We start from the raw sequence: 24,762 nt of genomic DNA on the forward strand, positions 1-24,762 counted from the left end.
AGACGACCATGACGAAGAACAAGGGTGCCGTGACCACCGACTCCAGCGATCCGCTCCGCCCGTCCGACCACGTCGACGGCGACGACACGATCACCCAGCCGCGGCTCGGGTTCGTCGGCTGGCTCCGATGGGGGTGGCGTCAGCTCACCTCGATGCGCACGGCGCTCGTCCTGCTGCTCGTGCTGGCGATCGCGGCCATCCCCGGATCGATCTTCCCGCAGCGGATGGCCGACCCGAACGGCGTGACGCAGTGGGAGCGCGACAACCCCGACCTGTTCCCGGTGCTCGACGCGCTCAAGCTCTTCGACGTGTACCTGTCGCCCTGGTTCTCGGCGATCTACCTGCTGCTGTTCACCTCGCTCGTCGGCTGCGTCATCCCGCGCATCAAGCACCACGCCAAGGCGCTGCAGGCCCGCCCGCCGCGCACGCCGGCCCGGCTCCGCCGCCTGGAGGACTACCGCGCCGTCACCCGCGACACCGTCGCCGACTCCGGCGCGCGCACGGGCGACGCCGCCGCGGAGGCCGCCGCCTCGATCGACGTCGCCACGAAGCAGCTCAAGGCGCTCGGCTACCGCGTGGAGCGCTACGACCGCGGCCGCACGTACTCGGTGTCGGCCGAGCGCGGCTACTGGCGGGAGACGGGCAACCTGCTCTTCCACCTCGCCCTCGTCGGCGTGCTCGTGACGATCGGCGTCGGCGGCGGCTTCGCGTACACGGGCCAGCGCGTGCTCGTCGAGGGGGAGACCTTCGCCAACACGCTGCTCGACTACGACTCCATGAACCGCGGGCGCTTCGTGGCCGACGACTCCTTCGCGCCGTACTCGATGCGGCTGGACTCCTTCGACGTCACGTATCAGCCGTTCGGCGAGCCCGGCTCCGGCCAGGCCGGGAACTTCTCCGCGAACATGACCATCCAGGAGAACGGCGAGGAGCGCGAGGGCGCCGTCAAGGTCAACGAGCCGCTGGGCGTGGCCGACGACGACGTGTTCCTGCTCGGCAACGGGTACGCCCCGACGGTCACCGTGCGCGACCCCGAGGGCAACGTGGTGTTCCACAACAGCACGCCGTTCCTCCCGCAGGACAACAACATGACCTCGCTCGGCGTGCTCAAGGTGCCGGACGGCCTGGCCGAGCAGGTGGGCCTCGTCGGCTTCTTCTACCCGACCACCGGCGTGCTCGACACGGGCGCCTTCTTCTCCGCCTACCCCGACCTCACCAACCCGACGCTCACGCTCGACGTGTACACGGGCGACCTCGGGATCAACGACGGCGTGCCGCGCTCGGTCTACGTGCTCGACACCTCCGACATGACCAAGCTCACCGGACGCAGCACCGACGTGGAGTCGATCGAGCTGTCACCGGGTGAGACCGCGCAGCTGCCGAACGGCCTGGGGTCGGTCACCTTCGACGACGAGTCGCCGGAGGGCGCCACCGACGCCTCGGAGTCCGTCAAGCGCTTCGCCTCCCTGCAGATCCACCGCGACGAGTCCGGGGTGTTCGTGCTCGGGTTCGCACTGCTGGCGCTCGGTGGCCTCATGCTCGCCCTGTTCGTGCCGCGTCGGCGCGTGTGGGTGAAGGCCACCGCGGCGGACGGCGCGGTCGACCTCGAGTACGCGGCGCTGGCCCGAGGGGAAGACCCCACGCTCGCCCGCGCCGTGGACGACCTCCGTGCCGGCCACGCCCGGCTGCTCGACGCCGCGGGCGGCACGATCGCCCGTACCCCTGAAGACGCCGACGAGGATGCCGCGGACGCCGTCGCGGACCCTGCGGCCCCGGCACCCGGAAAGTAGACTGACACCATGCTCGAGCTCACCGTGATCTCGCCCGTCCTGCTGTGGACGGCGATCGCGATCTACGCGGCGGCCTTCGTGGCCTACGCCTTCGATCTCGCGCGCCGCTCGCAGGCGACGGCCGACGCCCACACCGTCCGCGAGGGCGAGCTCGTGGCCGCCGGTCGTTCCGGTGGCGTCTCGGCTTCCGCGCCCGTCGATGCGCCCGGAGCTCCGAAGCCGCAGCGCTTCGTCATGGCGCGAATCGGCACCTCGCTCACGGTGCTGGGCTTCGTGTTCCACCTCGCCGCCGCTGTGACGCGCGGCATCGCGGCCGGTCGGGTGCCGTGGGCGAACCTGTACGAGTTCGGCATGGTCGGAACGCTGCTCATCATCGCGGTCTATCTGGCGGTGCTCACCCGCCTCGACCTGCGCTTCCTCGGCACCTTCATCACGGGCCTCGTGGTGGTCCTCCTGGGCCTCGGCGCGACGAACTTCTACGTCGAGGTCTCCCCGCTGATGGACCCGCTGAAGAGCGTCTGGCTCATCATCCACGTGTTCGTCGCCTCGCTCGCGACCGCGTTCTTCGCCCTCGCCTTCGCGCTCTCGGTGATCCAGCTCATGCAGGCGCGACGCGAGCGGCTGCTCGGCGAGGGCGCGGCGAAGACCGGCCCCGGCTTCCTGCGCACCTTCCCGCCGGCGGAGCGCCTGGAAAGCCTGGCGTACCTGTTCACGATCATCGGCTTCATCCTCTGGACCTTCACGCTCATCGCCGGGTCCATCTGGGCGTACTACGCCTGGAGCCGCTTCTGGGGCTTCGACGTGAAGGAGACCTGGACATTCGTGATCTGGGTGCTCTACGCCGGGTACATCCACGCCAGGGCGACGCGTGGCTGGCGCGGCAACCCCTCGGCCTGGCTCTCGATCGTCGGCTTCACCGCCGTGATCTTCAACTTCACCATCGTCAACGTCTTCTTCAAGGGCCTGCACGCCTACTCCGGCCTGAGCTGAGCCCACCGAGCACAGCTTCGGAGATCGCGAGGGACACGCCGACGGGCGCGGCTCGGTCACGGCGTGTCGTCCGCAAATCTCCGAAGTCGTGCCCGCCGGAGCAGGGCTCAGCCGCCGAGGGGGATGACCTCGGCGTGCTCGACGCCGCCCTCGTACCAGACGAACTCGACCTCGGTGACGACCTCCGTCGGCGCAGGGAGGAGCGGACGGACCTCGGTGGCGGCGAGCTGCTGCCACGTCTCGGCATCCAGCGTCTTGCCGTAGAGCACCGAGAGGTGGAAGGTCCAGTCCTCGACGGAGAGCTCGTCGAGGCGGCGGAGATCCGTCCGCCGGAGCAGCTCCGTCAGCGAGGCGTACGCGTGCACGAGCGCGGGCGTGCGGGCGAGGCGCAGGATCACGATCTGCCACGGCGCGGGGAAGACGTCCACGGCGTCGGCGGTGAGCTCGAGAGGACCCTGTTCCCCGGCCCAGGCCCGGATCACGGCCCGCAGCTCCTCCCGACGCTCCGGCTCGAAAAAGCCGCGAAGGGTCACGTGCTCCGTGTGCGGATGCCGGAGCGGCGTGTCCAGACGACCGAGCGCGGCCTCCTGGATGGCCCGGTATTCCGCGGCGACGGCCCCGGTCGGCCGGAGCACGAGATACTGCTGTCCTTCGAGAGTCGCGAGCTGGTCCGGAGTGTCCATGAACGGTCGGCGCATGGCACGAGGGTACGGGGTACCGTCGTCGCGTCCGTGCACTGTTTCGGAGATCGCCACACGACACGCCGCTGGAGCGGGGTGCCCGGCGGCGTGTCGTGCGTGATCTCCGCAGCTGTGCCCGGGGTCAGGCGGTGACGACGGCTCGCGCCGTGGTCGTGCGGCGGACCGCGACGACCACCGTCGTGGCGACGAGCGAGAGCACGCCCCAGACGACGAGGGCGGCGACGGCGGCCCCGCTCGCCTCCACGAGACCCGCGAAGGCCGGTGCGGTCGGGAGGGCGGCCCCGATGCTCGCGAGCCAGTCGGGCACGGTCGAGATGAGTCCCGTCGCCACGGCGATGACACCGATCAGTGCGGCGATCCAGCGTCCGATGCCGCCGAACACCGCCACGAGGGCCTGGTTCACCGCGGCGAACACCACCCCGGCGAGGACGGCGGTTCCCGCGAAGGCCCACCACTCCGCGACGTCGTAGTCGGCCACGATCTGCACGATGAGCGAGACGAGCAGACCCTGGGCCGCGCCGATCGCCGCGGCCGGCCAGAACGCGCGGAGGGTGAGGGAGGCGGAGGAGCGTCGTGAGGTGAGCGTGCGCGCCGTGTGCGCGCGGAGGACGAGGAACGACGCGAGACCGCCGAACCACAGCACCACCGCGGTGAGCAGCGGGATCGCGGTGGGGCCGAAGAGCGAGCCCATCGAGGAGTCGGTCGCCACCGGATCAGCGATCACCGACGCCAGCGACGTCGACTCCTCGTCGCTGAAGGACGGGAGGGAGTCGGCCGCGGTGCGCAGTCCGCCCGCGAGGTCGCCGGTGCCGGTCGCGAGGGTGTCGAGGCCGGTGGCGAGCTCCGTGCTGCCGTCGGCGAGCTGGGTCGCACCGTCGGCGAGCTGCGTCGCGCCGGACGACAGTGCCCGCGCTCCTGCGGCCGACTGGTCCACGCCCTCGGTCGCGAGGCGGTTGAGCCCGCCGGCGAGCTCGGTCGCCCCGGCACCCGCCTGGCCGAGCTGGGTGGCCAGCGTGGAGAAGGACCCGGGAAGCGCGGCCACGCCCTCGGCCACCTGCTTGTCGTTGAGGATGCCGGCGGCGGTCCCGGCCGAGGTCGCTGCTGCCACCGCCTGCTTTGCGAGGGCGGAGAGCTGCTCGCACTCCGCCGAGCTCGGATCGGCGGCGCACGCCGTGGCCGCCATCGTCCCGAGACCCTGCGCCACCGCGGCGGACTCGCCCGCGGCGGATCCTGCGGCCGCGGCCGCCGACTGGATCCCGCCCGTGAGCTGCTGCACGTCGGCGACCCGGCCCTGGAGCTCGGTCGCCCCGGAGCTGAGTCCCGCCCCGATGGTGCCGGCGCCGGTCGCCGCCTGCCGCGTCTGCCCCGCGATCGTGTCGAGGCCGGACGCGAGGGTCGAGGCCCCGGTACCCAGCTCCCCGGCACCCGCGGCGAGCTGCGTCGCACCCTCCGGGAGAGCCGCGGCACCGGTCGCCGCGTCACGCGCCCCCTTCGCCAGCTCCAGGGCCCCGTCCGCCGCGTCGCCGATCTGGTCCCCGATGGTGGTGAAGCCGACGAGGATGTTCTCCGTCGTGGCCTCGGACAGCGTGGTGCCGAGCGTCGAGGCCGCCACGTCGGCGATCTGCCCGGTGATGAGGTCGTCCGCCACGAGGCCGTCGTCGGGCGTCGTCACCTGGATCGTCGCCTGCTCCGGGTCCCCGCCGCCGTCCGCGACCGCCTGACCAGCGGACGTCGCCGCGGCCGAGAAGTCCTCGGGGATCGTGATGACGGCCTGGTAGGTGCCGTCGGCGAGCCCGTCGGCGGCGTCCTCCTCGTTGGAGATGACCCAGGTGAGGTTCGAGTCGAGATCGTCCGAGCCCTCGACGAGCCCGGACGCGAGCTGCCGCCCGAGAGGCGCGGTCTGGCCGTCGATCTCGACGGGTTCGTCGAGGTTCACGATCGCCGCGGTCATGGAGTCGAGGCGCTCGGTCGGGTTGTAGAGCGCCGCCATGAGGATGCCGCCGATCGCGGCGGGCAGCAACAGGACGCCGAGGATCGTGAGCCAGGTGATGGGCTTACGTGAGCGGGCGCGCTCGAGGGGGAGGGTCATGCGGGCACCTCGGTCGTTTCTGCGGCGCTCGGGCGGGGCGCGCGCGTGTCGAGTACGTCGGCGGACGGCCATCCGGCGTCCGCGAGGAGGGAACGGGCCGCGTCGGGATCGACGGCGGTGGCGAAGACGGCGAGCTCTCGGCGCGACCTCGCGTCGCGCAGCATCGCGGCGACCTGGTCGCGCTCGCCGCCGCGGAGCCGGTCCGCGCCGTCGATCACCACGAGCTCGGAACGACCGCGGAGGGCTTCGCGGAGGTCGGCGAGCACCGGGGCGTCGTCTCCCGCGAGCACGCAGCCCACGTGGGAACGGACCCAGGCCGCACGACCGGGGAGCAGGTGTCCGGCGACACGGAGGCGTCCGTCGGCCGGGGCGATGCGGGCGCCGACGGTGAGAGCGAGGGCCCGCAGCGTCCCGGCGTCCGCGCCGCTCGCGACCAGGGCCGCGCCGGGTGCGAGCCGCAGCGACAGTCCCTCCGTCGTCGAGGGGCCGGCGCCGAACTCCAGGTCGTCGGCCGCGACGAGCGACCCGTCGCCCGGCCACGCCTCGAGGTGCCGTTCGCGTTCCACCGCCTCGCCCTCGATGTCCACGCGGGGGAGGATCCGCTCCAGCCAGGACGGGATCTCCCAGGCGCGCTCGCCGAGGATCGCCATGAGCGCCGGGATCAGCGTCATACGCACGAGGAAGGCGTCGAAGGCGATGCCGGCGGCGAGTCCGAGGGCGATGGGCTTGAGGGAGGAGTCGCCCTCCGGCACGAAGGCGACGAACACCGCGAACATGATGAGGCCGGCCGCCGTGACGACCTTCGCCGAACCGGTGAACCCGCTCCGTACGGCGCGCAGAGCTGCGGCCCGTCGGGTGGCGCGGTTCACCGATCCCGCACCCGGCCGGAGGTCAGGATCGTGCACGAAGTCCTCGCGCATCCGCGACACGAGGAACACCTGGTAGTCCATCGCCAGGCCGAAGAGCACGCCCATGAGGATGATCGGCATGAAGCTGATGATCGGGCCGACCTTCGCGACGTGCAGGAGGTCGGCGAACCAGCCCCACTCGAAGACCGCCCCGACGACGCCGAAGGCGGCGACGATCGACAGCAGGTAACCAGCTGCGGCGGTGATCGGCACCCAGAGGGAGCGGAACACGATGGTGAGGAGGATCAGCGAGAGACCGATCACGAAGATCCCGAAGGGCAGCAGAGCCGCCCCGAGCTGATCCGAGATGTCGATGCCGACGGCGGTGAAACCGGTGACCTTGAGGTCGATGCCGAACTCGTCCAGCCACTCGTCGTGGTGGCTGCGGAGCTCGCGTACGAGGTCGGCCGTCGCGGGGTCGTCGGGAGCCGTCTCCGGGATGATCTGGACGATGCCGGTGTCGGCGGTCTCGTTCGGCGTCGCCAGGGCGACCTCCTTCACGCCGGGAACCTCGGCCACCGCGTCTCCGAGGTCTTCCATGAGACCGAGGGGGTCGGTGGAGGTGACGATGGTGCCGGTGAGGATGAGGGGGCCGTTGAAGCCGGGGCCGAACTGCTCGCCGACGAGGTCGTAGTTCTGTCGCGCCTCGGAGTCCTTCGGCAGGACGCCGGCGTTCGGCAGGGCGAGGTCGAGGCTGAGGGCGGGGACGGCGACGATGCCGAGTCCGAGGACGACCGCGAGGGAGACGAGGACGGGGTGCTTCGTCACGCCCTCCACCCACCGACGGCTGCCGCGGGGCTTCGTGACGGCGTCCTTCGCGGCCGCCTTCTTCGGGGCCTTCGCGCGCTTCGGCCGTCCGGCCACGCGGCCCTTGAGGAATCCGAGCAGGGCGGGGGTCAGGGTCACCGCGATCGCCACGGCGACCGCGACGGCCACGGACGCCGCGACGCCCATGGTGGTGAGGAACGGGATGCCCGCGAAGCCCAGGCCGATCAGCGCGATGAGCACGGTGACGCCGGCGAAGACGACCGCCGATCCGGCCGTGCCGACCGCGCGGGCGGCCGACTCCTCAGGTTCAACGCCGTCCCGGACCTGGTCCTGGTGGCGCGCGACGATGAAGAGCGCATAGTCGATCCCGACCGCGAGCCCGAGCATCAGGGCGAGCAGCGGCGTGGTGGAGGAGACGGTCGCGAAGGCGGTCGCCGTGAAGATCCCGGCCATGGAGATGCCGACGCCGAGGATGGCGGTGAGCAGGGGGAGTCCGGCGACGACGAACGAGCGGAACGTGACGATGAGCACGAGGAGCGCGATGAGCAGGCCCACGGCCTCGGTGAGCGTGACGCCGGGGATCGAGATCGCGAAGAGGTCGCCGCCGAGAGAGGCCTGCGCACCGTCGGGGAGCTCTGCCGCGAGCTCGTCGACGGTGGAGCGCAGGGCGTCCTTCGTCTCCTCGGAGACGTCGGTGGACTCGCCGTCGAATTGCAGGCGCACGATTGCCGCCGTGTCGTCGTCGTTGATCATGCCGTTGACCATCTCGTCGTACGGCGAGGTGGCGGCGAGGACCTCGTCGAGGTCGCCGAGCTCCGACACGGCGTCCTCGATCGGCTCGCGGTACGCGTCATCGGTGATCTCGTCGCCGTCCGCGGCCACGACGATGAACTGGGCGTTCGTGCCGCTCACCTGGGGGAAGGAGCGGGAGAGCTGCTCGAGGCCGGCCTGGGACTCGGTCCCGGGGATGGAGAACGTGTTGTCGGTGCCGGCACCGAGGACCACGGCTCCAGCTCCGGCGATGCCGAGGGCGAGGAGCCAGGAGACGAGGACGCGCCATGGGTGGCGGAAGGACCAGCGTCCGAGGGACGAGAGGAGTGTGGACACGCGAATCTCCGTGGGGTGCCGGGTGGATACACAGGTGTATCCGATACATAGATGTATCGTAAGGTCATCCGCCATCCGGAGTCTGTGCACCGGGTGTGAATCGTCGAGAGGGAAGGCCAGGAGGTTCCGATGTCGTCACCCGCCACCCGCAGCCGGGAGAACACGAAGGCGCGTCTGCTGGAGGCCGCCGCGCAGGTGTTCGCCGAGGTCGGCCTGGACGGTGCCTCGGTCGAGGCGGTCTGCGAGCGCGCCGGCTTCACGCGCGGGGCGTTCTACTCGAACTTCGACTCGAAGGACGAGCTGTTCCTGACCCTCGCGGCCGGGGTCGCCGACGCGAGGGTGGCAGCCGTGCGGACTCGCGTGGAGCAGATGCGGGCGGACGGTGAGCTCGCCGACGACTGCGACCCGAAGGATCTCGTCCAGCAGATCATGGAGCTCGGCAGCGACGACCGCCTGGGTGTGATGCTGATGAGCGAGATCCGCATCCGCGCCCTGCGCGATCCGCAGTTCGGCGAGGCGTACCTCGCCCAGGAGCGCGAGATGGTGGCGAGCATCGCGCGCATCGTGGAGGACATCGTGGAGGCGGCGGGCACGCTGCGTCTCCGGCTGCCCGCGACCGATGCGGCGCGCATGCTCATGATCCTCTGGGAGGGCATGACGGTCCGCGGTGCCATGGCCGGTCGTGACGACGCGGCCCTGCGGCACTCCGGCGGCGAGGAGCTCGGGCGGCTCGTGGAGCTCCTCGTCGAGTCCTAGGCGCTGCGGGCTGCGAGCAGCTCGTGGTGGCAGCGGGCCAGTCGGGCCAGCCACCACTCCCGACGCTCGTCCGCGGCGGCGAGCCGGGTGAGCGCTGCCGGGTCGGGGGACAGGCGCCCCACCGGGATCGCGCCGTCCACGGGGCGGAGGTCGGCGACGTCGTCCTGGAACAGGGAGGCCGTGCCCAGACCGCAGTCGTAGTCGAGGGTGGGGAGCGCGGCGGCCAGCGCGGCCCCCTGCGACAGGCCGATCGCGGTGTCCAGGGCGCTGGAGACGACCGCGGGGAGGCCGGCCGCGGTGACGATCTGCAGGGCATGGGTCAGGCCGCCCAGCGGCTGGGCCTTGATGACGACGATGTCCGCCGCGCCCGCGCGTGCGACGGCGAGGGGGTCGCCGGACTTCCGGATGCTCTCGTCCGCGGCGACCGGGATCCCCATGTAAGCGATGCGCCGGCGCAGCTCGACGAGCTCGGGCACCGACGCGCACGGCTGCTCGACGTACTCCAGGTCGAAGGCGCCGAGGGCGTGCACGGCGTGCTCGGCCTCGTCGACGTTCCAGAGGCCGTTCGCGTCGATCCGGATGCGACCCTCCGGCCCGAGCGCCTCGCGGACCGCCTGGACCCGGGCGACGTCGTCCGCCAGCACCTGTCCCGGCTCGGCGACCTTGACCTTCGCGGTCCGGCACCCGGAGAACCGCGCGAGGACCTCGGGCACGCGGGCGGCGTCGACGGCGGGCACGGTGGCGTTGACGCCGACCCGTTCCCGCAGCGGCGCGGGCTGCGGCGCGTAGGCGTAGTCGATCGCGGCGGCGAGCCAGGTCGCGGCCTCGGCATCGTCGTACTCGACGAACGGGGAGAACTCCGCCCAGCCCTCCGGCCCCTCGAACAGCAGGGCCTCCCGGGTGTCGACGCCGCGGAAGCGGGTCTGCATCGGCAGGGCGACGACGCGGGCGGAATCGAGGAGCTCCGTGACGGCGGGGATCATGACCCCATTGTGCGCCACGCCCCCTCGACAGGATGTCGCGCGTATATGTGCCGTTGACAATGGTGTGTGACGCACACTACTGTGATCGACATGAACGAGACACTCGACACGCATCTGCAGGAACTGCGCCGCGGCACCGTGGTGCTCGCCTGCCTGCAGCTGCTGCGCACGCCGGAGTACGGGTATGCGCTGCTCGAGCAACTCGAGAGCCGCGGGTTCGCCACCGACGCGAACACGCTCTATCCGCTGCTCCGCCGTCTGGAGAAGCAGGAGTACCTGACGAGCGAGTGGAACACCGACGAGGCCCGGCCCCGCAAGTTCTACCGCACCTCGGAGGCCGGGACACGGCTGGCCGACACCCTCACCGACGAATGGCGCGCGCTCACCACCGCGATCGCCTCCCTCACCCCCGAGGAGAACTGACATGACCGCGAGCACCCTCACCGAGCGCTACATCAGCGCCACGATCCGCAGCCTCGCGCCGGATACGCAGGACGAGGTCCGCGCCGAACTCGAAGCCGCCATCGCCGATGCCGTCGACGCGCGGCGGGAACAGGGCGAGAGCCCGGAGGAGGCGGAGCGCGCCGTCCTCACCGACCTCGGCGACCCGGGCATCCTCGCCGCCGGATACGCCGACCGCCCGCTGCACCTCATCGGCCCTCGGTACTACCTCACCTGGTGGCGGCTGCTGAAGCTGCTCCTGTTCATCGTGCCGCCGTTCGCCGCGGTGGGCGTCGCGATCGGGCAGCTGATCACCGGCGGCGGCCCCGGGGAGGTCATCGGCGCGGTCGTCTCGGTCACGCTGTCGGTGATCGTGCACCTGTGCTTCTGGGTCACGCTCGTCTTCGTCGTGCTGGAGCGCACCGGCGCCGACACCGGCGTGCGATGGAACGTGGACCAGCTTCCGGAGCCGACGGAGCACGGGGCCGCCCGCGCCGACGTGATCGCCTCGCTCGTGTTCCTCCTCGTCGGCATCGGCGCGATCGTGTGGGACGCGACGCTCGGATTCTTCCCGACCGGCGGCGACCCCATCCCGATCCTGGCGCCCGCGCTCTGGCCGGTGGGCATCGGCATCCTCCTCGCGCTCATGATCGCGGAGGCCGTCCTGGCCGTCGCCGTGTACGCGCGTCGGCGGTGGACCGTCGCCGCGGCCGTCGTGAACACCGTCCTCGCCGTCGCCTTCGCCGTGTGGGCCCTCACCCTGCTCATGCAGGGCGAGCTCCTCAACCCGGCCTTCCTGGAGTTCGTGTTCACGGACAACGGGGTGGATGCCGACACGATGCGCGTGCTCACGGTGATCACCGGCGTCGGCCTCGTGGCCTTCCCGGCCTGGGACATCGTCGACGGGTGGATGAAGACGGCGCGTGCCCGGGGAATAGGCTGAAGACCGTGACCGATGCCTTCGTCTCCGACCTGTTCGATCCCGCCGAGTGGGAGCTGGCGCCCGGCGCCGAGCACTACACCGACATCACGGCGCACGTGAGCCGCGACGGCGGGGTCGCCCGCATCGCCTTCCACCGACCCGAGGTGCGCAACGCCTTCCGCCCGCACACGGTGGACGAGCTCTACCGGGCGCTCGACATCGCGCGACAGGACGCGCGGATCGGGGCGGTGCTGCTGACCGGAAACGGACCGAGCGCGAAGGACGGCGGCTGGGCGTTCTGCTCCGGCGGTGATCAGCGCATCCGCGGCCGCGACGGGTACAAATACTCGGACGCCGAGACCGCCGTCGTCAGCGGAGCGTCCGCGGCGGCTGTCGGGCGTCTGCACATCCTCGAGGTGCAGCGGCTCATCCGGTTCATGCCGAAGGTCGTCATCGCCGTGGTCCCCGGGTGGGCGGCGGGTGGCGGGCACTCGCTGCACGTGGTGTGCGACCTGACAATCGCGTCGGCCGAGCACGCGCGCTTCAAGCAGACGGATGCCGACGTCGGCAGCTTCGACGCGGGATACGGCTCCGCCTACATGGCCCGGCAGACGGGACAGAAGTTCGCGCGGGAGGTGTTCTTCCTCGCCGAGGAGTACTCGGCGCAGCGGGCCTACGAGGCGGGGGCCGTGAACCGCGTGGTGCCGCACGCCGAACTCGAGCGCGAGGCGCTGAAGATGGCGCGCACCGTGCTGACGAAGTCGCCGACGGCGATCCGGATGCTCAAGTTCGCCTTCAACGCCGTCGACGACGGGCTCGTCGGGCAGCAGGTGTTCGCGGGCGAGGCCACCCGCCTCGCGTACGGCACGGACGAGGCCGTGGAGGGGCGGGATTCGTTCCTCGAGAAGCGCGCCCCCGATTGGTCGTCCTTCCCCTGGCACTACTGAGCCGGAGAGACGATCGTGAACGCCCTCATCCCGACCGACGCGGAAGACACCGTGCTCCTGCGGGAGGCGCTGCTCCGAGCTCTCGACGAGGGACCGGCTCTCGGCTTCGGCATGCTCGCCGACGCTCCGGCGGAGGTGGACGACGGCATCGCCGCAGTGATCGCGACCTCCGGATCCAGCGGCGTCCCGAAGCGGGTGGCGCTGAGCGGCGAGGCCCTGCGGGCGAGTGCGGAGGCCACCGCCGCCCGGATCGGCAGCGGTCGCTGGCTGCTCGCCCTGCCGGCCGGCTACGTCGCGGGGCTGCAGGTGATGGTGCGCTCGATCCTCGCGGGCACGGAGCCGACCCGGATCGAGGGACGGTTCACACCGCGGGCGTTCGCCGAGGCCACGCGGAGCATGCGCCACGCCACGACCGCGGGCGTCCTCCCGGCCCTGTACACCTCCCTCGTCCCGGCGCAGATCGCGACGCTGCTCGACGCGAGTGCCGAGCCGGGGGTGCTCGCGGCGCTGCAGGCGTATGAGGCCATCCTCGTCGGGGGCCAGGCGCTCCCGGAGCCGCTGCGGGAGCGGGCGGCTGACCTCGGGGTGCGTCTCGTCCGAACCTACGGCTCGACGGAGACCAGCGGCGGCTGCGTGTACGACGGCGTCCCGCTCGACACCGTGAACGTCCGGGCGGTCGACGGCGAGCTGCGGATCGCCGGCCCCATGCTCGCGGAGGGCTATCTGGGCGACCCGGCGCTGACTGCGCGCACCTTCGCGCGGGACGAGCACGGAATCCGCTGGTACCGGACGGGCGACCTCGGGCTCATCGAGGACGGCGTGGTGCGCGTGCACGGTCGCGCGGACAACGTGATCGTGTCGGGCGGCATCAACATCTCGCTCGACCGGGTGGAGCGCATCGTCCGCGCGGTGCCCGGGCTGCATCAGGCCGTGGTCGTGGCGGTCAACGACGAGCGCTGGGGGGAGGCCTCGGTCATCGTCGCGGCGCGCGGCGAGGCCCTGCGGCGCAGCGAGTCCGAGCAGCTCGCCCAGGCCAGGGAGGCGGTGGCCGGCGAGATCGGCGTCCACGCGCGTCCGTCCCGCCTGATCCTCGTGGACGAGCTCGACGTCCTCTCCTCCGGCAAGCCCGACCGCGAAGCGATCCGCCGGATGGTCTCCGCGCTCTAGCGCGTCGACCCACCCCTTTCGCGCCGACCCGGCCCTTTGCGGGCGTCCGGAAGGGGCCGGGACACACGGAAAGGGGTGGGTCGGCGGGAGTGCCAGACTGAGGGCATGGCCTCGTACACGCATGGACACCACGAATCCGTCCTCCGCTCGCACAGTGTGCGTGACATCGCGAACTCGGCGGCCTACCTTCGACCGCACCTCACGGCAGAGACCCGGCTCCTCGACGTGGGAGCGGGACCCGGATCGATCACGGTGGACTTCGCGGGGGTGGTCGCGCACGTCACGGCGACCGAGATCGACGACGCCGCGCTGTCCCTCTCCCGCGACCTCGCCGCCGCGCGAGACGTAGGGAACATCGCCTTCTCCGTCGAGGACGTGCACGCGCTGAGCTTCGCCGACGACTCCTTCGACGTCGTGCACGCGCACCAGGTGCTGCAGCACGTCGCCGATCCGGTGCAGGCGTTGCGCGAGATGCGCCGCGTCGCGAAGCCCGGGGGACTCATCGCCGCCCGCGACGCCGACTACGCGGGCTTCCTGTGGTTCCCGGTGCTCCCAGAGCTCGACCGGTGGCTCACGCTGTACCGCGCCGCCGCCCGGGCGAACGGCGGAGAACCGGATGCCGGCCGCCGCCTCCTGGCCTGGGCACGCGCCGCGGGCTTCGAAGACGTCACGGCGACCGCGTCGACCTGGTGCTATGCGACGCCGTCCGAGCGCGCCTGGTGGGGCGGGATGTGGGCCGACCGCATCCTGGAGTCGGCGCTCGCCCGGCAGCTCGTGGACGAGGAGATGGCCTCCGCGGCCGACCTGCAGGAGATCAGCGACGCCTGGAAGCGCTGGGCCGACGACGGCGACGGCTGGTTCCTCGTGCCGCACGGGGAGATCCTCGCCCGCGCCTGACGGATACATCCCGCGACGGATGCCGCGCCCGAGCCGCTCGCGTAGCGTGGGGGAGTGATCCGTCCGCTGTCTCGCACCGGCCTCGTCCTCGACATCGTCGGGGCGGTGCTGCTGTTCGCGCTTCTGACGCCGCTCGGGGTCGTGTTCTATGCGCCCCAGCCGGACGTGGCCGGGTCCTCCGCGGTCAACGTCATCGGTCTGATCTCGTCGTCGGTGTTCCTGTTCGGCGGTGTCGCGATCGGTCGTCTGGCCCCCGGTCTCGCGCTGGCCGCGGCCTGGGCCGGAGCCGTCGTGCAGATGCTCGCCGGGTTCGGGCCGCTGCCGACCGACTTCGCGATCCTCCTCGTGCTGTACGCGACCTCCGCGTGGGGCACCCGCCGCGTGCTCTGGTGGGGGTTCGGGTCGGTGATCGTGGGCGGCATCGTCGCTGCGCTGTACATGGTCGTCGTCGGGGGCGTCATGTTCGGCTCCGGCAGCGGGTGGGAGCTCGTGACCGGCGGCACCCTGCTCGTCGCGGCCTCCATCATGGCGCTGGGGTTCGCGTGGGTGTGCGGCCTCCTCTGGCGGGTCGTGCTGCGCAACCGGCGCACGCGTTCGGCGCAGCTGCAGGCCGAGGCCCTGGCCGCCGAGGAGCAGGAACGGGTGCGCATCGCGCGGGACATGCATGACGTCGTGGCCCACTCGCTCGCGGTCGTCATCGCCCAGGCCGACGGCGCGCGCTATGCCGCGGCCGTGAAGCCGGAGATCGCGACGGAGGCCCTCGGCACGATCGCGCAGACCGCCCGCGGAGCACTGAGCGACGTGCGGATGCTCCTCACCCAGCTCCGTCATCGGCAGGGCGACGGTCCGCAGCCGACCCTCGCCGATCTCGAGACGCTGTTCGCCCAGGTGCGCCAGGCCGGCATCGAGCCGCGGGTCACGGTCGACCCCATGCCTCCGGGGGAGCCGCCGGGGGCCATCCAGCTCGCGGTCTACCGGATCCTCCAGGAGGCGCTGACGAACGCGATCCGCCACGGCGACGGCGCGGTGGACGTGCATCTCGCGTGGCTCCCGGATCGCGTCGACATCGAGGTCCGCAACACCGTCTCGCCCGAGTCGACGCCGGGGACCCCCGGGGGACACGGGCTCATCGGCATGCGCGAGCGCGCCCAGCTCGTGGGCGGTAGTCTGCAAGCCGAGCGCCGTGGTGCGCAGTTCGTCGTCCAGAGCAGCCTTCCGATCGGAGCCCCGCAGTGATCAGAGTCGTGCTGGTGGACGACCAGGCGCTGTTCCGGGCCGGTATCCGCATGCTCGTGGCCTCCCAGCCGGACCTCGAGGTCGTGGGGGAGGCGGGCAACGGGCGCGAGGCTCTCGACGTGGTCGCCGCGACCCGGCCGGACGTGGTGCTCATGGACATCCGGATGCCGGTCATGGACGGGCTGACCGCGACCGCGGAGATCCTGTCCCGCCCGGAACCCCCGCGCATCGTGATGCTGACCACGTTCGACCTCGACGAGGCGGCGGCGCGGGCGATCCGGCAGGGGGCGAGCGGCTTCCTCCTCAAGGACGCCGATCCGGAGTTCCTGCTCGCCGCGATCCGGACCGTGCACGCGGGGTCCAGCGTGATCGCGGCCTCGGCGACCCGGGAGCTGTTCGAGCACTTCGCGGAGGCTCCGAAGCCCGTGCCGCCGCAGTACGCCGAGCTGACGGAGCGGGAGCGGGAGATCTTCGCGCTCGCCGCCCGGGGTCTGTCGAACGCCGAGATCGCCGCGCGGGAGTTCCTCAGCGAGGCCACGGTGAAGACTCACATCAGCCGCATCCTCACGAAGCTCGCGCTCCGCGACCGCGTGCAGCTCGTCGTGTTCGCTTTCGAGCACGGCCTCGCCTGACGCCGACCCACCCCCTTCCGTTCGACCCGGCCCCTTGCGGCGGTCCGTAGAAGGGTGGGAGGAACGCAAGGGGGTGGGTCGGGAGGACGCGGGATCATCCTCGCGATGTAGCGGGATGCTCCCGGGGGGCGACGCGACGAGCGGGAGTGCGGAAATAGCGTCGTGGACATGGAGATCACGACCACCGACCTCGGGCTCGCCGCCCGCGTCCAGCACCTGAAGAAGACCTACGGCTCGGGCGAGGGCACCGTCCGCGCGCTCGACGACGTGAGCGTCGGCATCCGCCGCGGACAGTTCACCGCCATCATGGGTCCGTCCGGCTCGGGCAAGTCCACCCTCATGCACATCATGGCCGGCCTCGACAGCCCGACGGAGGGGCGGGCGTGGATCGGCGACACCGAGATCACGGGTCTCGGCGACCTCGACCTGACCATCCTGCGCCGCCGCCGCGTCGGGTTCATCTTCCAGGCGTTCAACCTCGTCCCCACGCTCGACGCCCTCGGCAACATCCTGCTGCCGTTCGAGCTCGACGGCCGCCGCCCCAGCGCCATCGAGCGGGCACGGATCGACGGGCTCATCGAGACGCTCGGCCTCGGCAAGCGCCTCGGGCACCGGCCGCACCAGCTCTCGGGAGGGCAGCAGCAGCGCGTCGCCATCGCCAGGGCCCTCGCCACCGCCCCCGACCTCGTGTTCGCGGACGAGCCCACGGGCAACCTCGACTCCCAGACCGGACGGGAGGTGCTGCGCCTGCTCGCGGCCGCCAGTCGGGAGCACGGCCAGTCCATCGCGATGGTCACGCATGACGCGATCGCGGCGAGCCACGCCGACCGGGTGCTCTACCTCGGCGACGGCCGGATCGTGGCGGATCACCCGCGGCAGACCGCGGAGCAGATCTCGGCCTACATGCTCGCCGCGGAGGTGTCGGCATGACCGCGCTCGCCACGGTCGTCCCGGAGACGCGGACGACCGGACCCCGGCTGGCCTGGCTCCGCGACCGCGGCATGGGCGCGAGCGTCCTCGTCGCCGCGCTCTCGTCCGCGTTCGGCGTCTTCCTCGTCGAGATCACGGCCTACATCGGCGCCGTGCTCCAGGCCGATCCGTTCATCGGCGACAGCGGCACGCTCGCGGTCGTCGTCGCGATCCTGTCGGTGCTGCTCACCGCCGTCGCGATGTACGTGGCCGCGATCGTCACGGCGAACACGTTCTCGACGATCATCGCGGGCCGCACCCGGCAGATCGCGCTGATGCGTCTCATCGGGGCGACCGCGCGCTCGCAGCGGGCGCAGGTCGGCCGGCAGGGGCTCGTCGTCGGGCTCCTCGGCGCGGGCCTCGGCCTTCTCGCCGGATTGCTCCTCTCCGCGGCGGCCGTCCAGCTCGGCGGGCAGCTCGTCGCCACCTCGCCGTCGTCCTTCTCGCTCGCCCAGCCCGCTCTCGCCCTTCCGGCGGTCGGTGTCGCGCTCACCACCTGGGCGGCCGCCTGGGTGGGGTCGCGGCGCGTGCTCGCGGTGACGCCGCTGCAGGCTCTGGGCGGTGCCGTCGAGCGCACCCGTGACGAGGTCTCCGGGCGCAAGGGTCGCCATGTCGGGGCCTGGGTGCTGCTGATCTCCGGCGCGGCTCTGCTCGCGGGCGGCGTCGTCCTCGGACTCGTCACACCGCTCGGTGTCGTGGTCGCGTTCTTCGGCGGCATCCTCTCCTTCACCGGGCTCGCCCTGGGATCCGTGCTGTTCATGCCGCCGGTGCTCCGCCTCGTGGGGCGCCTGTTCGGCTCGAGCGCGACCGCCCGACTCGCGGCCGAGAACGCCCTGCGGTACCCGGAGCGGTCGTCGCGGATGGCCATCGGCGTCGTCATGGGCGTGACCCTGGTGACGATGTTCGCGGTGGCGCTGGAGTCGTCGAAGCGCCTGATGACCAGCCAGACCACGGAGGAGATCCCGGCGGAGTTCTTCGCGCCGTACGACGCCTTCGCGGCCATCATGATGGTGCTCGTCGCCGTCTCGGCCGTGATCGCAGCCGTCGGCCTCGTCAACCTCCTCACCATCGGCGTCGTGCAGCGGCGCCGCGAGCTCGGACTGCTGCGCTCGATCGGTCTGTCCAACCGCCAGGTGCGCCGCATGGTGCTGCTGGAGGCGACGCACATCACGGTGGCGGCGACCCTCACCGGTCTCCTGCTCGGGGTGCTCTACGGGTGGATCGCGGCCCAGTCGCTGCTCGGCTCCGTTCCGGTCCTGCCGGAGTTCACGCCCGCCGGGCTGATCGCCCCGCAGGTGCCGTGGCTTCCCGTGGTGATCATCATCGCCGCGACCGCGCTGCTCACGCTCGTGGCCGCCGCGACGCCGACCCGGCTGGCGACCAGGGTGGCTCCGGTCGAGGCACTCGCGGCGGACTGACGGCTCTAGGCTGGACGAATGCCGTCGCCGTTCGATCAGTCCCCGTACCAGGTCCGACTCGACTGGGGGGTGTCCGGGCTCGCCCGTCTCGCCCCGGCCGACGTCGTCGTGGTGATCGACGTCCTCCGGTTCTCCTCGACGGTCGCCGATGCGGTGGCCGCGGGAGCGGAGATCGAGCTGGCCGGAGCGCTCGACTGGTCGCGGAACGGGGCGGCGGTGGCAGCCGCCGCCCCGGCCGGGGCCACGGTCCTGCTGGGCTCGATCCGCAACGCCGGTGCCGTGGCCAGGGCCGTGCAGGTGGAGCAGGAACGCCGCCAGGGCCGCACCTCGGTCGCGCTCGTCCCGGCCGGCGAGCTCGATGCCGCGGGGGAGCTGCGCGTCGCCGTGGAGGACCAGCTCGGGGCCGGAGCGATCGCGGCGGCGCTCACCGATCTCGGCATCGACCACACGGCACCGGACGCCGCCGTGGCCGCAGAGGGCTTCCGCGCGTTGCGGCGTGCGCTGAAGCACCTGATCGGGGCGACGGGCTCCGGACGCGAGCTGCAGGCCGGGGTCTCCGCGACCGATCGCATCCGGGCCGCCGGACTGGTGCCGACCAGCACCGCGGACGCCGCCGTCCTGGACGCGGTGGACGCCGTCCCCGTTCTGCGCGGCGGGCGGTTCACGCGCTTCGAGTGAGCACGCGATCCGCGTAGGGTCGAGGAATGAGGTTCCTCCCCGCTCTCCTCGTCGACGCCGTCCTCGTCCTCGTCTTCGCCGCCATCGGTCGCGCCTCCCACCAGGAGGACCCGGCAGGGTTCCTCCTCACGGCGTGGCCGTTCCTCGTGGCCCTGCTGGTGGGGCACGCCGCTGCGCTGCTGCTCCCCGCACGGCCGCGGCGGCCGTGGTCGCTGCCGTGGGGCGCGGTGGTGTGGGTGGTGACGGTCGTCGTCGGCATGCTGCTGCGTCTGCTCAGCGGAGACACCGCGGAGGTGCCCTTCGTCATCGTGGCGACGCTCGTGCTCGGCGTGTTCCTGCTCGGCTGGCGGGGTCTCACCGCGCTCGTTCGTCGACGCCGCCGTCACCGCGAGACCGCAGCCGAGACCGAGTCCGGGCTGACCCCGTCGACCGAACCCGCGGCACATCGAGACGCGGCCGCGGGTCAGGCACCCTCGGACGCGGAGGAGGACGCCGCGCCTGCTGCGGAAGACGCCGCGCCTGCTGAGGAGGACGCCGCGCCGGCCGAGGAGGACGCCTCCGCGTCCGAAGAGCAGCCGCGCTCCGGCGGTTCAGCCGTCTGAGCAGGCGACCCCGCTCCCTCGGCCCTCAGCGCGGGGCCTGCGCGGCGAGGCGGGCGTCGGTCGTGATCTCGCGACGCGTCCAGGCGAAGAGGTGCTGGGCATCGAACGTGCGGGAGCAGCGGGCGCAGGACGTGGCCCGGCTCGGGCGGCGGTGTCGATACGTGACGTGACCGGCCGGGCAGCGGCCGACCCACGGAGCGAGCTCGACGGCGGTCTCCCCGCGGTGCGTCGTGCCGCCGACATAGCCCAGGTCGCGCGCCACGCGCTTCCAGGCGGGGCCATGGGCGGCCTGGTGTCCGGCGAGGGCGTGGGCCACCTCGTGCAGGAGCACCTGGTGGATCTCGTCGTCCTCGAAGCGGGCGGCGAGATACCGCGACACGGTGATGCGCTTGCGCGTGTAGTCGCATTGGCCGGCGCGACGCTTGGCATGGTCGAAGTCGAACGACCAGCTGTCGTCGAGATGCAACCGGATCAGTGCCTCGCCCCAGACGCGCACGCGGTCAAGTTCCGCCATGCGCTCAGGCTAAGGCATGCCGCGGACACTCGGGCGCAACGACGTCAGCCGGCGACGAGCTGCGCCGGACGACGGCGCTCCACGGCCTCGATGGCGAGGAGCACGGTCTCCAGCTCCCGGTCCTCCGCGCCGGACTCGCGCCGCAGGAACAGCGACTGCTTGAAGCTCTCCCGCGCGGTCTCGTAGTCCTCGGCGTCGTAGGCGTTCTTGCCGTGGTGCTGATAGGCGAAAGCGGCGATCGACAGCCAGCGCTGCCCCTCCGCCTCCGCGGCGCACGTGGCCAGCTCCTGCTCGGCGGCGGCGTATGCGCCCCGGTACTGCAGGATCGTCGCGTGCAGCACCCGGGCGCGGAGCACGTCCTTGCGGGTGCCGGCCATCCGGGCCTGCCGCACGGCTTCGTCGGCGAGCGCGAGGGCGTCGTCGAGGCGTCCCAGCACCTTCAGCAGCCAGACCCGCTCCAGCAGGGCGGGAAGGCTGCGCTGCTCCTCGATCTCGGCCAGGCGTGCCGCGCACTCGTCGAGATCGACCTGTTCGCGGAGGCTCTCCCGGTCGTATCCCCGGATCAAACTCATTGCTCTCCTTCCGCGCGTCCCCGCACCTGTCCCCGTCCAGTCTGCCTGCCGCTTCCGCGCTCCTCGGGGCGGCGCGCCCGATCAGCGCAGGAACAGCGAGGCATCGGGTCGCGGGGACGCGACGGCGTCGGCGTCCGTGACGATCCGGGCGCCCTGGAGGAAGGCGCGGGCCTCGTCCCCCTGGGCGATCTTCGCGGGATGCGGACCCGCGGCGAGCATCCGGGGCAGCCACTCCGTCGGGAGAGGGGCGGCGGATGCCGCGACCACGAGGTTGCCGAAGCGGCGGCCCTTGAGCACCTGGGTGTCGGCGAGGATCCCGATCTCCGGGAGCACCTCGGCGATGGTCGCGGCCTGTCGACGGGCGAACGCGAGACCGGGACCGTCGGCGACGTTGACGAGCAGGACGCCGCCGGGGGCGAGCAGCGCGGCGAGCTCCCGGTAGAACTCGACGCTCGTGAGGTGGGCGGGTGTCTGCGCGCCCGAGTACACATCCGAGACGACGAGGTCGCACGCGCCGTGCAGGGCCGCCGGAAGCTTCCGGACCCCCTCCCTCGCATCGCCGATGCGCAACCGGATGGCCGCCCCCTTCGGCAGGGGGAGGTGCTCGCGGACGAGCTGCACCAGCGGGGCCTCCAGTTCGATGACCTGCTGGCGCGACCCGGGGCGGGTCGCGTCGATGTAGCGGGGGATGGTGAGGGCCCCGGCGCCGAGGTGCACCGCGGTGAGCGACCCGGGGCGGAGCTGGTCGATCACCGCGCCCATCCGCACGATGTACTCGAAGTGCAGGTGCGTGGGGTCGTCGAGGTCGACGTGCGACTGCGGGGTGTCGTCCACGACGAGCTCGAAGCCGCTCGTGAACTCCGACGGGACGATCCGGGCGAGGCCGCCATGGTCGAGGCGGGTCTGCGGGTGCTCGGCGTCCCGTGATCGCGTCCGTCCCATGCCGTCGAGCCTACGCCGCGGCCGCGGTGGTCAGCGCTGGTTGCCCACCGCGCAGGTCTCCTGCTCGAGGGTCTGCCCCGACACCTCCGGCGGGAGCGTCGCGCGCGCGTCCGGCGTGGCGCTCGCCTCGGGAGTGGATTCCGACTCCGGCGTCTCGGGCGCCGTGGGCGCGGGGGTGACCAGCTCCACGCCGCGGTGCGTCGTCACGTCGCCGGTGAGCTGGAGCGGCTGTCCGGCCCGCACCGCGTCCCACAGCGCGGCCGCAGCCTCCTCGTCCGGCACGACCTTGTCGTCGTCGAACGGATCGGCGATGTTCGGGTACTGCACGAACACGAAGTCGCTGAAGTTCACATCCTTGAGGGCGAGTGCGAGCTGGGCCAGGCGCAGCGGGTCGGCGAGCTCGTCGCTGGGATCGATGCTGTCGGCGATGGCGTTCGTCAGTCGCAGCACCTTGGGGATGTCGGTCAGAGTGTCCTCGCTGAGCACCTTCTTGGCCAGCCGCGACATGTACTGCTGCTGGTTGGAGATGCGCGCGAGGTCGCTCTCGTCCCCCACGCCGTGCCGGGTGCGGATGAACTGGAGGGCCTCCACGCCCGAGACCGTCCGCAGGCCCGCCGGCCAATCGATGCCGGTGTGGCGATCGCGGATGCCGTCGCCGGCGATGCAGACCTCGACGCCGCCGATCGCGTCGGTGACGGCCATGACGCCGTCGAAGCTGATCTTGGCGGCGAACTCGATGGGGATATCGCCCAGTTCGCTCACGGTCTTCGCGATGCAGGAGAGGCCGGCGTGCTCGAACAGCGCATTCATCGACGCCTTCTCCATCGCGGACGCGACGGAGCCGTCCTCGCGGGTGCACTCGGGTACGGGGACGCCGAGGTCGCGGGGGAGGGAGACGACGGTCACGTTCCGGGGTGCGGCGGAGACGTGCACGAGGAGGTTGACGTCGTTGCGGCTCCGGCCGTCGGCTTCGGCGCAGCGTTCGTCGAAGAGCGCGGTCGCCTTCGGGCCGCACTCGTCCGTCCCCACGATGAGGATGCTGAACGCCTTGTCGTCCGGGTAGGCGCCGACCGTGGGCGGGTCGACCTGCGGGGCGCCCTCCAGGGTGACGGCGCCGTCGCCCACCCGGTTGAACACGTCCCACACGAGGAATCCCGCGACCGCCGCGGTGGAGACGAGGACGACGGCGAGCCCGATCCCGAGGCCCCGCAGGACCCGGGAGGTCCGGCCGCGCGTCGACGGCGGTGCGTGCCGGGGGAGCGGAGAGCGGTCGGCGTCTGATCCACGGCGGGGCATGCGGGGAGCCTACCCCGGAGGCCTGATGTTACGGGGGCATGACGATTCTGGGAGGAACTTGCAGGGAATTAGTTAGTCGTGAATACTTTTTCCTATCCCCGGTACGCACCCGATGCACACCTGGACTTTCAAAGAGGAGATCCCCCCATGCACAAGCGCATTCTTCCGGCGGTGGCGCTCGGCGCCGCTGCCACGATCGCTCTGGCCGGCTGCGCCGGCGGCAGCGGCGACAACGGCTCGACCAATGGCGAGGGCCAGGAGCTGACGGTCTGGATCATGAAGGGGACCAACCCCGACGCGACCGCCTTCTACGACAAGGTGTCGGACGCCTTCGAGGAGGAGACCGGCGCGAAGGTCACCATCGAGGAGATCCAGTGGGCCGACGCCCACGACCGCTTCGTCACCTCGATCGCCGGCGGCACCACCCCGGACATCGCCGAGACCGGCACCACCTGGACCGCGGAGTTCGCCGACGCCGGCGCGCTCCTCCCGCTCGACGAGTACGTCGACGCCGAGGACGGCCTGCGTGACGACCTCGTCGAGGGCCTCGCGGTCGCGGGCACCTACGAGGACGAGCTCTACGGCATGCCGTGGTACGCCGGTGTCCGCTCCATCGTCTACCGCACCGACGTCTTCGAGGAGCTCGGTCTCGAGGCTCCGAAGACCTGGGACGACATCGTCGCCGCCGGTGAGGCCATCAAGGCCGCCAAGCCCGACATGCTGCCCTTCCCCGTCGCGGGTGACGCCGAGTTCCAGGTCTACCCCTGGGTCTGGGGCGCCGGCGGCGAGATCGCCACGAAGGACGGCGACACCTGGACCAGCGAGCTCGACAGCGCCGAGTCGCAGGCCGGCATCGAGTTCTACACGGGCCTGGCCACCGAGCACGGCTTCTCGTCGGCCGGTGCGACCACGTGGAAGGAGACCGACCTCCGGGACGCCTTCACGCAGGGCAACGTCGCGATGATGCTCTCCGGCTCGTGGACGCCGAACGCGCTCATCGAGGCCAACCCCGAGCTCGAGGGCAAGATCGGCGCGGCCGTGATCCCCGGCCAGGACGGCGGCATCGCTCCGTCCGTGCTCGGCGGCTCGCACCTGTCGGTGTTCAACACCACGAAGAACGCCGACCTCGCGTGGGAGTTCGTCAAGCTCATGACCACCGGTGAGTTCGCCGAGCAGTGGTCCGACGAGACCGGCTACTTCCCGGGCGTCCAGTCCGCGATGGAGGAGGCCCTCGCCTCGACCGACCCGCTCGTCGCTCCGTTCGCCGAGCAGATGGTCGACGGCGGCGCGTCCGTCCCGGTCACGCCGAACTTCGGCGCCGTGCAGGCGAAGAAGACCACCAACGCCATGATCCAGGCCATCCTCAGCGGGCAGAAGGACGTCGCGACCGCGACGAAGGACGCCGCCGCCGAGATGACCGAACTGCTCAACCAGTAA

23 protein-coding genes are annotated in these 24,762 nt (G+C 71.8%); 15 read left to right on the top strand and 8 right to left on the bottom strand.

Going from position 1 to position 24,762, the window contains the following annotated elements:
- Positions 1-8: 8 nt before the first annotated feature.
- Both AB0300_RS15345 and ccsB read left to right on the top strand, forming a co-directional pair.
- Complete coding sequence (locus AB0300_RS15345; protein ID WP_126894023.1) at positions 9-1,790, top strand: cytochrome c biogenesis protein ResB; 1,782 nt, start codon at positions 9-11, stop codon at positions 1,788-1,790.
- A gap of 9 nt (positions 1,791-1,799) precedes the next feature.
- Complete coding sequence (gene ccsB / locus AB0300_RS15350) at positions 1,800-2,780, top strand: c-type cytochrome biogenesis protein CcsB (RefSeq protein ID WP_025104442.1); 981 nt, start codon at positions 1,800-1,802, stop codon at positions 2,778-2,780.
- A gap of 107 nt (positions 2,781-2,887) precedes the next feature.
- On the opposite strand, the gene AB0300_RS15355 is transcribed toward ccsB, so the two are convergent.
- From AB0300_RS15355 to AB0300_RS15365, 3 genes are all read right to left on the bottom strand, one after another.
- Positions 2,888-3,478, bottom strand: a complete 591-nt coding sequence (locus tag AB0300_RS15355) for a 2'-5' RNA ligase family protein (RefSeq protein ID WP_238695645.1) — start codon at positions 3,476-3,478, stop codon at positions 2,888-2,890.
- Between the two features lie 124 nt (positions 3,479-3,602).
- Positions 3,603-5,570, bottom strand: coding sequence for a YhgE/Pip domain-containing protein (locus AB0300_RS15360; RefSeq protein WP_366216340.1), 1,968 nt, complete (start codon positions 5,568-5,570; stop codon positions 3,603-3,605).
- The gene (locus AB0300_RS15365) at positions 5,567-8,353 is read right to left on the bottom strand and encodes an MMPL family transporter (RefSeq protein WP_126894025.1); all 2,787 of its coding nucleotides are present in this window, start codon (positions 8,351-8,353) and stop codon (positions 5,567-5,569) included. Before AB0300_RS15365 ends, AB0300_RS15360 begins: the two co-directional genes overlap by 4 nt.
- 129 nt (positions 8,354-8,482) lie before the next feature.
- Between AB0300_RS15365 and AB0300_RS15370 the strand changes: the two genes are divergently transcribed.
- Complete coding sequence (locus AB0300_RS15370) at positions 8,483-9,109, top strand: TetR/AcrR family transcriptional regulator (RefSeq protein WP_025104438.1); 627 nt, start codon at positions 8,483-8,485, stop codon at positions 9,107-9,109.
- On the opposite strand, the gene AB0300_RS15375 is transcribed toward AB0300_RS15370, so the two are convergent.
- Complete coding sequence (locus AB0300_RS15375; RefSeq protein ID WP_085603795.1) at positions 9,106-10,092, bottom strand: o-succinylbenzoate synthase; 987 nt, start codon at positions 10,090-10,092, stop codon at positions 9,106-9,108. The two genes, AB0300_RS15370 and AB0300_RS15375, sit on opposite strands and share 4 nt — an antisense overlap.
- A gap of 90 nt (positions 10,093-10,182) precedes the next feature.
- Here AB0300_RS15375 and AB0300_RS15380 point away from each other — a divergent pair, with 90 nt between their 5' ends.
- The 11 genes from AB0300_RS15380 (at position 10,183) to AB0300_RS15430 (ending at position 20,001) form a co-directional block, all read left to right on the top strand.
- Positions 10,183-10,515, top strand: a complete 333-nt coding sequence (locus AB0300_RS15380) for a PadR family transcriptional regulator (protein ID WP_029989612.1) — start codon at positions 10,183-10,185, stop codon at positions 10,513-10,515.
- Position 10,516: 1 nt separating this feature from the next.
- Complete coding sequence (locus tag AB0300_RS15385; RefSeq protein WP_366216341.1) at positions 10,517-11,476, top strand: permease prefix domain 1-containing protein; 960 nt, start codon at positions 10,517-10,519, stop codon at positions 11,474-11,476.
- A gap of 5 nt (positions 11,477-11,481) precedes the next feature.
- Complete coding sequence (locus tag AB0300_RS15390) at positions 11,482-12,402, top strand: 1,4-dihydroxy-2-naphthoyl-CoA synthase (RefSeq protein ID WP_085603789.1); 921 nt, start codon at positions 11,482-11,484, stop codon at positions 12,400-12,402.
- A gap of 15 nt (positions 12,403-12,417) precedes the next feature.
- Positions 12,418-13,569 (top strand): AMP-binding protein, encoded by a 1,152-nt coding sequence (locus AB0300_RS15395; RefSeq protein WP_366216342.1) that lies wholly within the window; start codon positions 12,418-12,420, stop codon positions 13,567-13,569.
- A 105-nt stretch (positions 13,570-13,674) separates the two neighbouring features.
- Positions 13,675-14,466 (top strand): class I SAM-dependent methyltransferase, encoded by a 792-nt coding sequence (locus AB0300_RS15400; RefSeq protein ID WP_025104432.1) that lies wholly within the window; start codon positions 13,675-13,677, stop codon positions 14,464-14,466.
- Between the two features lie 54 nt (positions 14,467-14,520).
- Positions 14,521-15,702 carry a histidine kinase gene (locus AB0300_RS15405; RefSeq protein WP_085603783.1) on the top strand — a complete coding sequence of 394 codons (1,182 nt, stop codon included), beginning with the start codon at positions 14,521-14,523 and terminating at the stop codon, positions 15,700-15,702.
- Positions 15,699-16,334 carry a response regulator transcription factor gene (locus AB0300_RS15410; RefSeq protein ID WP_025104430.1) on the top strand — a complete coding sequence of 212 codons (636 nt, stop codon included), beginning with the start codon at positions 15,699-15,701 and terminating at the stop codon, positions 16,332-16,334. Before AB0300_RS15405 ends, AB0300_RS15410 begins: the two co-directional genes overlap by 4 nt.
- Before the next feature lie 168 nt (positions 16,335-16,502).
- On the top strand, positions 16,503-17,264 hold the full coding sequence (locus tag AB0300_RS15415) for an ABC transporter ATP-binding protein (RefSeq protein ID WP_025104429.1): 762 nt from the start codon (positions 16,503-16,505) through the stop codon (positions 17,262-17,264).
- On the top strand, positions 17,261-18,721 hold the full coding sequence (locus tag AB0300_RS15420; protein WP_338565468.1) for an ABC transporter permease: 1,461 nt from the start codon (positions 17,261-17,263) through the stop codon (positions 18,719-18,721). The genes AB0300_RS15415 and AB0300_RS15420 overlap by 4 nt, the downstream gene beginning before the upstream one ends.
- A gap of 18 nt (positions 18,722-18,739) precedes the next feature.
- Positions 18,740-19,399, top strand: a complete 660-nt coding sequence (locus AB0300_RS15425; protein ID WP_366216343.1) for a 2-phosphosulfolactate phosphatase — start codon at positions 18,740-18,742, stop codon at positions 19,397-19,399.
- A 26-nt stretch (positions 19,400-19,425) separates the two neighbouring features.
- The gene (locus AB0300_RS15430) at positions 19,426-20,001 is read left to right on the top strand and encodes a DUF3054 domain-containing protein (RefSeq protein WP_366216344.1); all 576 of its coding nucleotides are present in this window, start codon (positions 19,426-19,428) and stop codon (positions 19,999-20,001) included.
- Between the two features lie 25 nt (positions 20,002-20,026).
- On the opposite strand, the gene AB0300_RS15435 is transcribed toward AB0300_RS15430, so the two are convergent.
- The 4 genes from AB0300_RS15435 to AB0300_RS15450 form a co-directional block, all read right to left on the bottom strand.
- Positions 20,027-20,515, bottom strand: a complete 489-nt coding sequence (locus AB0300_RS15435) for a SprT-like domain-containing protein (protein ID WP_025104425.1) — start codon at positions 20,513-20,515, stop codon at positions 20,027-20,029.
- A 44-nt stretch (positions 20,516-20,559) separates the two neighbouring features.
- Positions 20,560-21,087, bottom strand: coding sequence for a hypothetical protein (locus AB0300_RS15440; RefSeq protein WP_025104424.1), 528 nt, complete (start codon positions 21,085-21,087; stop codon positions 20,560-20,562).
- 81 nt (positions 21,088-21,168) lie between these two features.
- Positions 21,169-22,029: a fused MFS/spermidine synthase gene (locus AB0300_RS15445; protein WP_366216345.1), complete on the bottom strand. Its 861-nt coding sequence runs from the start codon at positions 22,027-22,029 to the stop codon at positions 21,169-21,171.
- A 30-nt stretch (positions 22,030-22,059) separates the two neighbouring features.
- Complete coding sequence (locus tag AB0300_RS15450; RefSeq protein ID WP_366216346.1) at positions 22,060-23,325, bottom strand: LCP family protein; 1,266 nt, start codon at positions 23,323-23,325, stop codon at positions 22,060-22,062.
- Positions 23,326-23,472: 147 nt separating this feature from the next.
- On the opposite strand from AB0300_RS15450, the gene AB0300_RS15455 reads away from it, so the two are divergent.
- Positions 23,473-24,762, top strand: coding sequence for a sugar ABC transporter substrate-binding protein (locus tag AB0300_RS15455; RefSeq protein WP_025104421.1), 1,290 nt, complete (start codon positions 23,473-23,475; stop codon positions 24,760-24,762).

The organism is Microbacterium sp. NPDC078814 (genome assembly GCF_040702645.1).
GTDB lineage: Bacteria > Actinomycetota > Actinomycetes > Actinomycetales > Microbacteriaceae > Microbacterium.